We start from the raw sequence: 12565 nt of genomic DNA, 5'->3' as shown, positions 1-12565 counted from the left end.
CGCACATTCGTGTCGCCTCGACATCGCGTCGGCCCCGCGCCATAGGCCCGCACCGATGCTCTATCGCCTCGCCGCCCCCGCCCTTTTCGCGCTCGATCCGGAGCGCGCGCACCGGCTCACGATCGCCGGCCTCAAGCTGGCGCCCGTTCTGCCCCTTCCGGCCCCCGGTCCGCTGGCGACGACCGTCGCCGGGGTCGCATTCGCCAACCCCGTCGGCCTCGCCGCGGGGTTCGACAAGGACGCCGAGGTGCCCGACGCGGCGATGGGGCTCGGTTTCGGATTCGTGGAGGTCGGCTCGATCACCCCGCGACCGCAGGCGGGCAACCCCAAGCCGCGCCTGTTCCGCCTTGCCGCCGACCGCGCGGTCATCAACCGGATGGGCTTCAACAACGGCGGAGCGGAGGCCGCTGCGACACGTCTAGCGAAGCGCGAGCGCCGGGGCGTGCTGGGCATCAACGTGGGCGCGAACAAGGATTCGGCCGACCGCATCGCCGACTACCTGAACGGGATCGCGACCTTCGCGCCGCTGGCCGATTACCTGACGGTCAACGTGTCCTCTCCCAACACCCCGGGCCTGCGCGACCTCCAGTCCGAAGGCGAACTCGCCGCCCTGCTGTCCGCCATCGCGGGCGCGCGCACGGCGGAAACGCCGCCGGTCTTCCTCAAGGTCGCCCCCGACCTTGCCGAGGGAGATCACGAACGGATCGTTCGCGCCGCGCTCGACAACGGGATCGCAGGGCTGATCGTCTCGAACACGACCGTTTCCCGCCCCCACCTGCGATCGGTCCACGCTGGCGAGGCGGGCGGCCTGTCGGGCGCTCCCTTGCGCGACCTCGCGCTCGACCAGCTGCGCCGGTTCCGCTCGGTCGCCGGATCCGAGCTGCCCCTGATCGGTGTCGGCGGCATCGCTTCGGCCGAGGATGCCTGGGCGCGCATCCGCGCCGGCGCGAGCCTGGTCCAGCTCTATAGCGCGCTTGTCTACGAAGGACCGGGGCTGGCGCGCACGATCGTGCGCGGGCTCGAGCGCCTGATGAAACGCGACGGCTTCGTGTCGATTGCCGACGCGGTCGGGACCGAGTAGCACTGCGCCCAATGCTGCGTCGTTTTCTAGCCCCGTTCGCCGCGCTGCCGCTTCTCGCGGCGTGCGCCACCCTCCCCTCCCAAGCCACTTCGCCGGTCGTTCCGTTAGCCGGCAACGTCAGCGCCGCCGACCCGCGCGCCGAGGAAGCAGGTCTCGCCATGCTGCGGCAGGGAGGCAACGCCACCGACGCGGCGATCGCGACGATGATCGCGCTGACCGTGGTCGAGCCGCAAAGCTCCGGGATCGGTGGCGGCGGATTCCTCGTGCGCGGCACGGCCGACGGCACGGTGGCCTCCTACGACGGCCGCGAGAAGGCACCCGCGGGCGCCTTTCCCGGCTGGTTCCTCGACGAAGCGGGCAAGGTCCCGTCGTTCGATGCCTCTGTAAAGAGCGGGCTCAGCGTGGGCGTGCCGGGCAATATCGCGATGGCGGCCAAGGCCCATGCCGAGCACGGCAAGCTGCCCTGGCCCGAGTTGTTCGAACCGGCGATCGCGCTGGCCCGCGACGGATTCCGGATGAATCCGCGCCTCGTCCAGTCGCTTACGAACACCGCCGATCGCGCCGGCTGGACTGCCGGGGGCCGCGCGCTGTTTTTCGGAGCGGACGGAAAGCCGCTTCCCGCGGGTACGCTGGTGAAGAACGAGGAGCTGGCGAAGACGTTCGAGGCGATCGCCAAGGCAGGGCCGGCCGCATTCTACTCCGGCCCGCGCGCGGAGGAGCTGGCCCGCACCGTCGCCGCGGCAACCCCGCGACCGCAACCCATGAGCGTTTCCGACCTCGCGGCCTACGACGCCAAGCAGCGCCCGGCGGTGTGCGGCGACTACCGCGGATATCGCCTCTGCGGCATGGGCCCGCCGAGCTCGGGCGGCATCGCCGTGCTGCAGATCCTCGAAATGCTCGAACGCTTCGACCTCAAGGCGCTGGGCAAGGACAATCCGGTGACCTGGCACCTGTTCCTCGAGGCGCAGCGGCTCGCCTATGCCGACCGTGAGCTCTACGCGGCGGACAGCGATTTCGTAGCGGTCCCGGTCGCGGGACTGATCGATCCGGCCTACCTCGCGGCGCGCTCGGCGATGATCGATCCGGCCAAGACCATCGAGAATCCCCGGGCGGGCACTCCGAAGGGCGCGAAGACCGCGCTCGCAGATGGCGACGAGCCGGAGGAGCACGGCACATCGCACTTCGCCGCGACCGACGCGAGCGGGACGATGGTCAGCTACACCTCGACCATCGAAAGCGCCTTCGGCTCGGGCCTGATGACCGGCGGGTTCTATCTCAACAACGAGCTGACCGATTTCAGCCGCGCGCCCGAGGTCAACGGGGTACCGGTGGCCAACCGGGTCGAGGGCGGCAAGCGACCCCGCAGCTCGATGGCGCCGATGGTGGTGTGGGACCCGGCGGGCAAGCCGTTCCTCGTCGTCGGCGCGGCAGGCGGAGGTACCATTCCCGTGTCCACCACCCGCGCGATCATCGGCATGATCGACTTCGGTCTCGACGCCGAAACGGCGCTCGGCCTTCCGTTCGTCATGGCGTTCGGCCCGACGATCCTGGTCGAAAAGGGCACCTGGGCCGAAGCCGCCATCCCGCAGTTCGAGGCGCTCGGGCACACGAAGTTCATGGCGCGCGAGGCACCCATAAAGGTCAATGCGCTGCTGCGCACGCCTGCGGGATGGCAGCGCGCGCGCGAACCGCGGATGGACAGCCTGATAGAAGCGCCCTGACCCGTCTTGCCGCTGCCGCGTGTGCGGCCTAGTGCGGGTGCGACCGCCAAAGGCGGCACGATGCAGGTGGAGCAGGAGATTGGCTTGCAGCTGAGCGATATCGATTCGGCGGGCAACCTCGTCGAACTATTCCTGAAGCGCGCCGACGCGCGCGGGAGCCGGCCGTTCCTCGGCGCGCGGATCGGCGGGCAATGGAAGACGCAGAGCTGGCGGGAGGTTGCCGACAAGGTCTGCGTGCTGGCGGAGAACCTGCGCGGACTGGGCCTCGAGCCCGGCGACCGGGTCATGCTGGTGTCGGAAAACCGCCCCGAATGGTGCATCGCCGACCTCGCGATCATGGCTGCGGGCTGCATCACGGTGCCCGCCTATGTCACCAATACCGAACGCGACCACCAGCACATCCTCGACGATTCGGGCGCGCGCGCCGTCATCGTCTCGACCGAGAAGCTTTCGGTCCCGCTGATCCCGGCGATCATGCGTTCGGGCCATGCCGAACACCTGATCCCGATCGACGGCATCCGCCATTTCCAGGGCGGGCAGGTTTCCTGCCACCCGTGGGCGAAGATGATCGAGGGCGACGCCGCAGCGGCCCGCCAGGCGGTCGAGGCGCGGATCGCCGGAATCGCGCGGAGCGACACCGCGTGCATCATCTACACCAGCGGCACCGGCGGCAGTCCGCGCGGCGTGATGCAGCACCACGGCGCCATCCTCTGCAACGTCGCCGGCGCGGCCGAGGTGCTCGCCGAGGATTTCGGGCTGGGCGACGACGAGCGGTTCCTGTCGTTCCTGCCGCTGTCCCACGCCTACGAGCATACCGGCGGTCAGTACCTGCCGATCGCCTGCGGGGCGGAGATCTATTTCTCCGAGGGCCTGGAAAAGCTCGCCAGCAACATCGAGGACACGCGCCCGACGGTCATGGTCGTGGTCCCGCGCCTGTTCGAGGTCCTGCGCACGCGGATCATGAACCAGATCGAGAAGCAGGGCAAAGTGCCCAACTACCTGATGACCCGCGCGCTGCAGATCGCGTCCCAGCCGAGGAAGCGGCTGCGCGATCGCCCCGCCGACCTGGTCATCGAGAAACTGCTCCGCCCCAAGATCCGCGCCAAGTTCGGCGGCCGGATCAAGGCGATGGTTTCTGGCGGCGCGCCGCTCAATCCCGAAGTCGGCAACTTCTTCGAAGCCATGGGGCTGACGATGCTCCAGGGCTACGGCCAGACCGAGGCCGGGCCGGTGATCTCGTGCAACCGCCCCAAGGCGGGAATCAAGATGGACACGGTCGGCCCGCCGCTGAAAGGCGTCGAGGTGAAGATTGCGGAGGATGGCGAGATTCTCTGCCGCGGCGAGCTCGTCATGCACGGCTACTGGCAGAACAAGGCCGAGACCGAGCGGGCGCTCAAGGACGGGTGGCTGCACACCGGCGACATCGGCCATCTCGACGAGAAGGGCCGCATCGTCATCACCGACCGCAAGAAGGACATGATCGTCAACGACAAGGGCGACAACGTCGCCCCGCAGAAGGTCGAAGGGATGCTCACCCTGCAGCCCGAGATCGCGCAGGCGATGGTCAGCGGCGACAAGCGGCCCTACCTCGTCGGGCTGATCGTGCCCGACGCCGAATGGGCGCTGGAATGGGCCAAGGCCAACGGCGAGAAGTTCGACCTCAAGGCACTGCAGGACCTTCCCGCCTTTCGCAGCGCGGTCCGCGCCGCGGTCGATCGGACCAACCAGGACCTTTCGGTGATCGAAAAGGTCCGCCAGTTCGCCTTCGCCGACGAGCCCTTCACCACCGACAACGAGGAAATGACCCCGAGCCTGAAAATCCGGCGGCACAAGATCAGGGAACGCTACGGCGCGCGGATGGACGGGTTGTACAAGGGTTAGAGCGAGCGGAGGCGGACTACACTGCTTGGGTCTGCCAAAATATTGCGAACCTGGTCTGCGATCGAGCGCCCGTCATTGGTCGCCTGACGGAGCAATTCTTCCCGCTCGTCCAGCGTCCAGAGTCTATCAGGTGTAACGTCGTCCCTGTCGCGGGGCAGCGTCCGGGTGATGAGCATCGGACGTCCAGCTCCATCAATCAGTTCGACCAGTGTTGCGTGCGCGAGCAGGTGTCGCATTGCGCGATAGGAACTCCATCGTGTGATGCGGTTGTCGAGCAGGGTGAAGCGCTTCTCGCCCGCCGCGACCAGCTTGCGGCGGGCTTCGTTCAGGCTCGAGAGCGGCCCCGATGCGATGGGAAGATCAAGTCCGGCGCACAACTTGCCCAGCGCTTGCTCAGCGACTGCGAAGTTCGTGAGGACCCGTGCAAGCCACTCATACGGACACCGCTCTGCCGCCGCAGTTGGCCCTGGCGGTTGCAGATGTTCCACCGCTAGGCCGCCTCGCGCTCGATATATTCCGGATAGAAGCTCGGAGCGCGGTCCGACCAGCCGGGCGCGGTCGCGGCGGCTTCGCTGAGCGACTGCAGCAGCACCTTGCGACGGCTCGGCTTGATCTGCGGTAGGGCGCTGGCGGCGCAGAAGGCGCTCGGCAGCCACGGGCGGGCGTCGGCGCCGATCAGGCGTTCATACAAGAAGCGGAAGGCGGAAAAACTCTCGATCCGGTCCTGCGCCAGGTCGAACGCGGCGACGCGGGTGAGCTTGCCGATGAACCCTTCTACCACTTCGAAGCCCGTCTCGTCGGGGATCGAGGCGCGCAGCACCTTGAGGTCCTGGTAGGCGACGTACTGGCTGCGGATCGCGGCGTTCTCGTCCGCGGTGCGCGCCCACAGCTTGAAGGCGTCCTGCCGCCCGAGCCCGATATCGAGGCTGCGGCGGATGTAGCGCTGCTCGGCAGGCGTGAAGCTCGCGAATTCGCGCATCTCGGAAATCGTCATCGACGCGGCATTGGTGACGGCCATGGCCGGATACCCCCCTGTTCGATAAGAGCTTCGCGCAGGATGGTTAATTTCGCGTTAGCCTCGACCCGAGGCGCCCGGAACGAAGGCTAAGGTCCCACGTTTCCACGCCAAATGTCCGCCTGGTCCCTCGCCATCCTCCAGCTTGCAGCGGCCCAGCCGAGCGCTCCGCTGCCCGATATCGAGCTTCGCGCTAACGTTCGTGCGCGCGAGGTCGTGATACGCCAGCAAGGCGAAGCGTCGCTGATGCTGCGGGCCGATCCTGGAGAGACAGCCCCGGTCGAAGTCGAGCGTTCGGAGCCGGCCGGGGCCACACGCTATCGCAATCTGGAAATCAAGCTCCGCGGGACTGCGAAGATCGCGCCGCAAGACCGGCCGCAACAGGGGAAATCCGATGAAACTATTTCGCCACGCTAGCCTTTCGATCGCCGCCGCCGTTGCGGCAGCAACGCTCGCCGCGCCGGTCCACGCGCAGGATCGCAATCGCGTGCAGAGCGGCAACAGCCCCGCAGTCGCTATCCTCAACGCCGCGCCGGCCGACCAGCAGCCCGACGTCGTGCTCGATATCCCCAACCTTTCGGTCGAATCGATCACGCTCGAAGTGCAGGGGCTCGAGGCGCATGTCGCGCTCGACGCCAAACTCGCCAGTCTGCTGAGCCTGACCGCAGGCGCCGATGCGAAGCTGGAATCCGTCAAGCTCGACATCAAGGGCGTACAGGCGCAGGCAGCCCTGATTGTGCGGCTCGACAATGTCCGCGCGATCATAGAGCGCACGCTGCAGACGCTCGACAACAACCCGCAGATCATCACCCAGCTCACCGGCACGGTAGACAATGCCGTGAACGTGACCGGCGGAGTGGTGAACAACACGGTCGGAACGGTCGGCAACCTGACCCAAGGCATCCTGCGTTCGGGCGCGGTGCTCGACCTGGCGCGCAGCGGTTTGTCGACAGTGTCCGAAACGGTCAATTCGGCAGGCGAGACGGTCCGCCGCCTGCGCGCGAGCGATGGCGCGATCTACGAGGTCGTGACCAACACGGCGGGCCGCATCCTGCGCTCCGCACGCGTCGGCAGCTGACGCGCACGCCGGAGACGCTGGCGGGGGTTCAGATCAACCCTGCCAGCGGGCTCGATGGGTCGGCATACTTGCGCGTGCCCATGCGTCCCGCGAGATAGGCGTTGCGGCCGGCCTCGACCGCCAACTTCATCGCGCGGGCCATGCGGATCGGATCCTTCGCCTCGGCGATCGCGGTGTTCATGAGGACGCCGGTGCAGCCGAGCTCCATCGCGACCGCCGCGTCACTCGCCGTGCCGACGCCGGCATCGACCAGCACCGGCACCTTCGCGCCCTCGACGATCAGGCGGATGGTCACCCGGTTCTGGATGCCGAGGCCGGAGCCGATCGGGGCGCCCAGCGGCATGACCGCGACCGCCCCGGCCTGCTCCAGCTGCTGCGCGGCGATCGGGTCGTCGACGCAGTAGACCATCGGCTTGAAACCCTCGTTCGCAAGGATCTCGCACGCCTTCAACGTCTCGCGCATATCGGGGTAGAGCGTGCGCGCCTCGCCAAGCACTTCGAGTTTCACGAGGTCCCAGCCCCCTGCCTCGCGCGCGAGGCGCAGCGTGCGGATAGCGTCGTCGGCGGTGAAGCAGCCGGCGGTGTTGGGAAGGTAAGTGACCTTCTTCGGGTCGATGAAATCGGTCAGCATCGGCGCGGACGGATCGCTGACGTTCACGCGTCGCACCGCGACAGTGACGATCTCCGCCCCGCTCGCCTCGAGCGCGGCGGCGTTCTGCGCGAAATCCTTGTACTTGCCGGTGCCGACGATCAGCCGCGAACTGAAGCGATGTCCGGCGACTTCCCAGGAATCCTCCTCGTGGTCGCCGCCCCCGACAAAATGGACGATCTCGAGCACGTCACCATCGGCGAGCGGGACATCGGAAAGGGTCGATCGCGGGGCGATCTCGCCGTTCCGCTCGACCGCCACCTTCTCGGGCGCAAGGCCAAGCTCGCGAACGAGGTCGGCGACGGTAGCGGCGGAAGTGCGGCGGCTTTCGCCGTTAACGGTCAGGGTCAGCGGTGCAGGCATGCTCGCCAGATAGCGAACAGTGGCAGGCGCGCAAGTTGAGGATGTGACCGAGCGACACCAGCGCCACGCCGATGATCGTCAGGATCGCCTCTTCGAAGCCGTGCGGGACCGCGAGCGCGCCGCCCATGAAGGAGAGGCCGGTCATCGCGGTGACGAAGGGCGCAGCGCGGCGGTGCTTGAGGGCGCCCCAGCCGATTGCGACCGCGGCGACGATCATCGCCAGCACAAGGCCGACTTCGTGGATGATCGGATCGGCCAGCAATTCTCCGCCGAGGCCAAGCGCCGAGACCAGCACCAGCGTCGCCAGGCAATGCACCACGCACAGCGCGGACAGGGTGATGCCAGCGCGGTCGAGGTTGCCCCGAATCGAGAAGATGAACGCATTGGCCATGACGTGCCGCCGATGTATGTAACGCTGTATCGTTACGCAAGCCTTTCCGGCGCGGATACGCTTGCGATTCGCGGTCGGACGGCCCATTTGCGCGCCCGATGGTGTCTCCTTCGATTTCGACCGACACGAACCGGCCGCGCGCGATCGCGCGCTGGCTGTTTGCCGTCGCCGTGCTCGTCGTCGCGATGGTGGCGGTGGGCGGCATAACCCGCCTGACCGAATCGGGGCTGTCGATCACCGAATGGAAACCCGTGACCGGTGCGATCCCTCCGCTCAGCGAGGCGCAGTGGCAGGCCGAGTTCGACGCATACAAGCAGATCGGCGAATACCGGCAAGTGACCGGTCCGGCCGGAATGACGCTGGCGGACTACAAGTTCATCTATTTCTGGGAGTGGTTCCACCGGCTGCTCGGGCGGATCATCGGCCTTGCCTTTGCCGTGCCGCTGGCGTGGTTCTGGATCCGCAAGGCGATTCCCGCAGGGTACAAGCCGCGGCTCGTCGCCCTGCTCGCGCTGGGCGGAATGCAGGGTGCGTTCGGCTGGTTCATGGTCCGCTCCGGCATCAACGAGACGTCGACCGACGTCAGCCATTTCTGGCTCTCGATCCACCTGCTCACCGCGCTGTTCACGCTCGCAGGGCTGGTGTGGACCGCACTCGACCTCCTGGCACTCGACCGCGACAAGTCGGCACGACCTGCGCGGATCACCGGGCTTGCGGCGCTGGTCGGGGGAGTGCTCTTCGTCCAGCTGCTCCTCGGTGCCTGGGTCGCGGGTCTCGACGCAGGGCTCGCTTCGGACACCTGGCCGCTGATGCAGGGCCGGCTGGTGCCCGAATACGATGCGAGCCGCGGCTTCGTGTGGGCCGCGCTTCATGACCCGTTCCTGATCCATTTCCTCCACCGCTGGTGGGCATGGGTCGCGGTGGCGTTTCTGATCCTCCTTGCGCGCAAGGTGCGCGGGATCGAGCGGCGCGCATCGATTGCAATCCATTCGGCGTTCGGGGTGCAGATTCTGCTCGGCATCGCCACGGTGATGACCGGCGTCGCACTGTGGATTGCGGTGCTCCACCAGTTCGTCGGCGCGCTGCTGGTCGCCGCGACCGCGTGGGGCATGCACATCGCCGGGCGCCGCGCGGCATGAGCCTGGGCGCCCCGGCGCTGATCTGGACCCCGGTCGACACGGCGGAGAATGCGCGCAACCTGGCGATTTCCATCGTCGGTTCGGGCCTTGCGGCCTGCGCCAACGTCATCGGGCCGATCGAATCGCATTTCGTCTGGAAGGGCGCGATGCAGCGATCCGAGGAATACGGGGTGCTGATCAAGCTCGATGCGCGTACCCTCGATGCGGCGGTGGCGATGGTCGAGGAACTGCACGTCTACGACGTTCCGGTGGTGATCGGATGGCGAGCGGACAGCGCGCCGCCGGCGACGCTGGCGTTCCTCGCATACGGCCTCGATTAGCTCACGGTATTATTTTACCTCTCCGCAAACCCGCCGATTTGCTTGACTTGCGGCGCCAGTTTCGCCAGAGGCGCCGCTCCGCGCGGCCATTGCCGTGCATTCAATTCGCAAACCAAGGACCAGCCATGAAGGCGCTCAGCAAGACCACCCGGTCGATCAAGCCGGCCGAGGTCGAGAAGAAGTGGCACCTGATCGACGCCGAAGGGCTCGTCGTCGGCCGCCTCGCCTCGATCGTCGCCAACATCCTGCGCGGCAAGCACAAGCCGAGCTACACCCCGCACGTCGACTGCGGCGATCACGTGATCGTGATCAACGCCGACAAGGTGCGTTTCACCGGCAAGAAGCTGGGTGAGAAGACCTATTACAAGCACACCGGCTATGCCGGCGGGATCAAGGCCATCACCGCGGACAAGGTCCTCGGCGGCCGCTTCCCCGAGCGCGTGCTGGAGAAGGCCGTCGAGCGCATGGTCCCCCGTGGGCCGCTCGGCCGCCAGCAGATGAAGGCGCTGCACCTCTATGCCGGCACCGAGCATCCGCACGCCGGCAACCAGCCCGAGACGCTCGACGTCGCTTCGATGAACCGCAAGAACAAGGTCACCGCGTAATGGCCGACGAACAGAACACCGTGTCGGATCTCGCCGACCTCAAGACGCTGGCGGGCGACGCCCCGGCAGCCGATACCGCCGAAGAGACCCAGGCCCCGGCCAAGGTCAGCAACGCCCCGTTGCGCGAGCAGGAGCTCGACAAGCAGGGCCGCGCCTACGCCACCGGCCGCCGCAAGGACGCCACCGCGCGCGTCTGGCTGAAACCCGGCACCGGCAAGGTGACCGTCAACGGCCGCGACCAGGAAGTCTACTTCGCGCGTCCGACGCTGCGCCTCGTCATCGACCAGCCCTTCACGATCACCGATCGGCAGGGCCAGTACGACGTGGTCGCCACCGTCAAGGGCGGCGGGCTTTCGGGCCAGGCCGGTGCGGTCAAGCACGGCATCGCCCAGGCGCTGTCGAAGTACGAGCCCGCGCTCCGCGCGACGGTCAAGGCCGCCGGCTTCCTCACCCGCGACAGCCGCGTGGTCGAGCGCAAGAAGTACGGCCGCGCCAAGGCCCGCCGCAGCTTCCAGTTCAGCAAGCGCTGATCCGGCAACAGATTTCCGCGACGGCGGAATGGAAGGGCGGCCTCGCAAGAGGTCGCCCTTTTCGTTTGCCTAGTGAACCGGTGGATCGACGCGGGGCACGGCGTTGACCGGTGCGACCGGTTCGCCCGGCTCGCGCGGCGGAGTGGCGTCCTCGGGCACGGAGTCGATCTTCATCGCCTCGGTCGGGACGTCCTGGAGGTTGCGCGCTTCGACGGTGAGCGTGCCGTCCGGCGCGAAGTGGAGTTCGTTGAAGCTCTGCGGGGTCGAGCGGATGCGCTGCGACAGGGTGCCCGCCCCGATCATCCGCACGGGCCCGTTGGCGGTCTGCTGGGTCAGGTCGAACGGATCGTGCACATGCCCCGAGAGAACCGCGGTTACATTGCGCTTTGCCAGCTCGGCGAGCGCGCGGGTCCCACCGTGGGTGAGCGCGGTGCCCCTGGTGCCGACCTCGACAAGCGGATGGTGCGCGGTGACGAGGACCTTCGTGCCCGGCGGCAGGGCGTCGATCGCGGCGAGGCATTTCTCCAGCGCCGCATCGCTGATCCACCCCTTCGACCAGTTGAGCCGCGGCTGCATCCGCGCGGCGGTCTTTAATGGCACGATCGAGATGCCCGGCAGATCGATTTCCCGCTCGACCACCGATTCCATGCCGCGGAACTTGCGGTAGGGATCGAAGAAGCGCTCGTAGGGATTGAAGTAGGGCAGGTCGTGGTTGCCGACCTCGACCGTCACCGGGGCTTCGAGCGACAGGATCCAATCGCGCGCCGCGGCGAATTCGCGGGTGCGCGCGCGCATCGTCAGGTCGCCGGTAATCAGGACCGCTGCCGGCTTGCGCGAGACGATCTCGGCGGCCACCCAGTCGAGTGCGCGGTTGTGTTCGAGCCCGAAGTGGATGTCGGACAGGTGAAACAGCAGCGTACTATCGACCATCCACGATCCCAAGCAGATCGACGTCCAGCCTGTCGAGGGAAAAGCGCAATGTGGAGCCGCCCTCGCTGCGCTCGCCGTCGACCATCAACGGTATCGCCTCGCCGTCGAGCGAACGGCACTCGACAGAAGGGGCAGAGCCCAGGTTGTCGTGTGGGCCTTCGCGGAAATCGCGCTTGAGGATCGCGATGCCCTGCTGGATGTAATCGCCGATACCTTCGGCGGCATAGCCATGCAGCGCGATGCCGTTCGCCTTCGGGCACATGCGGATACCCGCATAACCTTCCTCTTTCCCGGCAGCGGGCGCGGCGAGGGCGACCATCGGTCCGACCGTGCTGGTGGCCGCGGCGTCCCACCCCTTGGCAAGCAGCTCTCCGACATCGCCGTCGCGCAGCTCCTCGCGCACGTCGGCCCATTTGGCTCCCGGGCCGGCAAGCAGTTCGCACAGGGCAAGCACGCCTTCGCCGCGGATGCACGTCCGGCGCCGGACGCCGAGATGCCCCTTGCCGAGCAAATCGATGATCTCGATCGGGTCCCGCTCACCGAAGATTTCGCGGCTGAGGAGGTTGAACGTGCCGCCCGGCAGGACAAGCACCTGGCCACCGAAGCCTTCCAGTTTCTCGATCGTCCGGCTGAGCGTTCCGTCGCCGCCGTGCACGACGATCAGCTCGAGCCCCGCCCGGTCGGCCTCTTCTGCATCGGGCGTTCCATCCTTGCAGTCGATCAGGCGGTCGGGCGGTCGTCCGGCTGCACCCAGGGCATCGACGATCCCTTGCAGCAATTCGTCGTCATGGCTGCCGCTCGCGCTGTTGTAGATGAGCCAGGTTAGGTTGCTTGCCATGCGGCCTAAGCGAAGCCGCGCGCT

At 67.4% G+C, this 12565-nt stretch carries 15 protein-coding genes; 9 read left to right on the top strand and 6 right to left on the bottom strand.

Features of this window, described 5'->3' with window-relative positions:
* Nucleotides 1-55: 55 nt before the first annotated feature.
* From A6F68_RS02600 to A6F68_RS02590, 3 genes are read left to right on the top strand one after another with little or no spacing between them, the layout of a single operon-like run.
* Nucleotides 56-1081: a quinone-dependent dihydroorotate dehydrogenase gene (locus tag A6F68_RS02600; RefSeq protein WP_067675937.1), complete on the top strand. Its 1026-nt coding sequence runs from the start codon at nt 56-58 to the stop codon at nt 1079-1081.
* Nucleotides 1082-1092: 11 nt separating this feature from the next.
* Nucleotides 1093-2802: a gamma-glutamyltransferase gene (ggt, locus tag A6F68_RS02595; protein WP_067675934.1), complete on the top strand. Its 1710-nt coding sequence runs from the start codon at nt 1093-1095 to the stop codon at nt 2800-2802.
* 60 nt (nt 2803-2862) lie between these two features.
* Nucleotides 2863-4683: an AMP-dependent synthetase/ligase gene (locus A6F68_RS02590; protein ID WP_067681908.1), complete on the top strand. Its 1821-nt coding sequence runs from the start codon at nt 2863-2865 to the stop codon at nt 4681-4683.
* Here A6F68_RS02590 and A6F68_RS02585 read toward each other — a convergent pair.
* Together A6F68_RS02585 and A6F68_RS02580 are read right to left on the bottom strand one after the other, a co-directional pair.
* Complete coding sequence (locus A6F68_RS02585; RefSeq protein WP_157096624.1) at nt 4680-5171, bottom strand: hypothetical protein; 492 nt, start codon at nt 5169-5171, stop codon at nt 4680-4682. The genes A6F68_RS02590 and A6F68_RS02585 overlap by 4 nt on opposite strands.
* Before the next feature lie 2 nt (nt 5172-5173).
* The gene (locus A6F68_RS02580) at nt 5174-5701 is read right to left on the bottom strand and encodes a hypothetical protein (protein WP_067675928.1); all 528 of its coding nucleotides are present in this window, start codon (nt 5699-5701) and stop codon (nt 5174-5176) included.
* Nucleotides 5702-5812: 111 nt separating this feature from the next.
* On the opposite strand from A6F68_RS02580, the gene A6F68_RS02575 reads away from it, so the two are divergent.
* Together A6F68_RS02575 and A6F68_RS02570 are read left to right on the top strand one after the other, a co-directional pair.
* Entirely contained in the window at nt 5813-6115 is a 303-nt protein-coding gene (locus A6F68_RS02575) for a hypothetical protein (RefSeq protein ID WP_067675925.1), read from the top strand.
* Entirely contained in the window at nt 6093-6776 is a 684-nt protein-coding gene (locus A6F68_RS02570) for a hypothetical protein (RefSeq protein WP_067675922.1), read from the top strand. Before A6F68_RS02575 ends, A6F68_RS02570 begins: the two co-directional genes overlap by 23 nt.
* A 28-nt stretch (nt 6777-6804) precedes the next feature.
* Here A6F68_RS02570 and thiS read toward each other — a convergent pair whose 3' ends face one another.
* Nucleotides 6805-7788, bottom strand: a complete 984-nt coding sequence (gene thiS / locus A6F68_RS02565) for a sulfur carrier protein ThiS (RefSeq protein ID WP_074428263.1) — start codon at nt 7786-7788, stop codon at nt 6805-6807.
* On the bottom strand, nt 7760-8179 hold the full coding sequence (locus A6F68_RS02560; protein ID WP_067681903.1) for a MerC domain-containing protein: 420 nt from the start codon (nt 8177-8179) through the stop codon (nt 7760-7762). Before A6F68_RS02560 ends, thiS begins: the two co-directional genes overlap by 29 nt.
* Before the next feature lie 98 nt (nt 8180-8277).
* On the opposite strand from A6F68_RS02560, the gene A6F68_RS02555 reads away from it, so the two are divergent.
* The 4 genes from A6F68_RS02555 (at nt 8278) to rpsI (ending at nt 10773) form a co-directional block, all read left to right on the top strand.
* On the top strand, nt 8278-9318 hold the full coding sequence (locus A6F68_RS02555; protein ID WP_067675920.1) for a COX15/CtaA family protein: 1041 nt from the start codon (nt 8278-8280) through the stop codon (nt 9316-9318).
* Nucleotides 9315-9638 carry a divalent-cation tolerance protein CutA gene (cutA, locus tag A6F68_RS02550; protein ID WP_067675917.1) on the top strand — a complete coding sequence of 108 codons (324 nt, stop codon included), beginning with the start codon at nt 9315-9317 and terminating at the stop codon, nt 9636-9638. The genes A6F68_RS02555 and cutA overlap by 4 nt, the downstream gene beginning before the upstream one ends.
* 125 nt (nt 9639-9763) lie before the next feature.
* Entirely contained in the window at nt 9764-10243 is a 480-nt protein-coding gene (gene rplM, locus A6F68_RS02545) for a 50S ribosomal protein L13 (protein ID WP_067675914.1), read from the top strand.
* Nucleotides 10243-10773, top strand: coding sequence for a 30S ribosomal protein S9 (gene rpsI / locus A6F68_RS02540; protein WP_074428261.1), 531 nt, complete (start codon nt 10243-10245; stop codon nt 10771-10773). Before rplM ends, rpsI begins: the two co-directional genes overlap by 1 nt.
* 69 nt (nt 10774-10842) lie before the next feature.
* On the opposite strand, the gene A6F68_RS02535 is transcribed toward rpsI, so the two are convergent.
* Nucleotides 10843-11703, bottom strand: coding sequence for a metallophosphoesterase family protein (locus A6F68_RS02535; protein WP_067675911.1), 861 nt, complete (start codon nt 11701-11703; stop codon nt 10843-10845).
* Nucleotides 11693-12541, bottom strand: coding sequence for a diacylglycerol/lipid kinase family protein (locus A6F68_RS02530; RefSeq protein WP_067675907.1), 849 nt, complete (start codon nt 12539-12541; stop codon nt 11693-11695). Before A6F68_RS02530 ends, A6F68_RS02535 begins: the two co-directional genes overlap by 11 nt.
* Nucleotides 12542-12565: the final 24 nt, after the last annotated feature.

This window comes from Tsuneonella dongtanensis, from assembly GCF_001698205.1.
Taxonomy (GTDB): Bacteria; Pseudomonadota; Alphaproteobacteria; order Sphingomonadales; family Sphingomonadaceae; genus Tsuneonella; species Tsuneonella dongtanensis.
This window is presented reverse-complemented; position numbering and strand designations above follow the sequence as displayed.

Bases quoted from the DNA above. Each gene is read 5' to 3' on its own strand.
- A6F68_RS02600 (WP_067675937.1), top strand. From the start codon at position 56: ATGCTCTATCGCCTCGCCGCCCCCGCCCTTTTCGCGCTCGATCCGGAG.
- ggt (WP_067675934.1), top strand. From the start codon at position 1,093: ATGCTGCGTCGTTTTCTAGCCCCGTTCGCCGCGCTGCCGCTTCTCGCG.
- A6F68_RS02590 (WP_067681908.1), top strand. From the start codon at position 2,863: ATGCAGGTGGAGCAGGAGATTGGCTTGCAGCTGAGCGATATCGATTCG.
- A6F68_RS02580 (WP_067675928.1), bottom strand. From the start codon at position 5,701: ATGGCCGTCACCAATGCCGCGTCGATGACGATTTCCGAGATGCGCGAA.
- A6F68_RS02575 (WP_067675925.1), top strand. From the start codon at position 5,813: ATGTCCGCCTGGTCCCTCGCCATCCTCCAGCTTGCAGCGGCCCAGCCG.
- A6F68_RS02570 (WP_067675922.1), top strand. From the start codon at position 6,093: ATGAAACTATTTCGCCACGCTAGCCTTTCGATCGCCGCCGCCGTTGCG.
- thiS (WP_074428263.1), bottom strand. From the start codon at position 7,788: ATGCCTGCACCGCTGACCCTGACCGTTAACGGCGAAAGCCGCCGCACT.
- A6F68_RS02560 (WP_067681903.1), bottom strand. From the start codon at position 8,179: ATGGCCAATGCGTTCATCTTCTCGATTCGGGGCAACCTCGACCGCGCT.
- A6F68_RS02555 (WP_067675920.1), top strand. From the start codon at position 8,278: ATGGTGTCTCCTTCGATTTCGACCGACACGAACCGGCCGCGCGCGATC.
- cutA (WP_067675917.1), top strand. From the start codon at position 9,315: ATGAGCCTGGGCGCCCCGGCGCTGATCTGGACCCCGGTCGACACGGCG.
- rplM (WP_067675914.1), top strand. From the start codon at position 9,764: ATGAAGGCGCTCAGCAAGACCACCCGGTCGATCAAGCCGGCCGAGGTC.
- rpsI (WP_074428261.1), top strand. From the start codon at position 10,243: ATGGCCGACGAACAGAACACCGTGTCGGATCTCGCCGACCTCAAGACG.
- A6F68_RS02535 (WP_067675911.1), bottom strand. From the start codon at position 11,703: ATGGTCGATAGTACGCTGCTGTTTCACCTGTCCGACATCCACTTCGGG.
- A6F68_RS02530 (WP_067675907.1), bottom strand. From the start codon at position 12,541: ATGGCAAGCAACCTAACCTGGCTCATCTACAACAGCGCGAGCGGCAGC.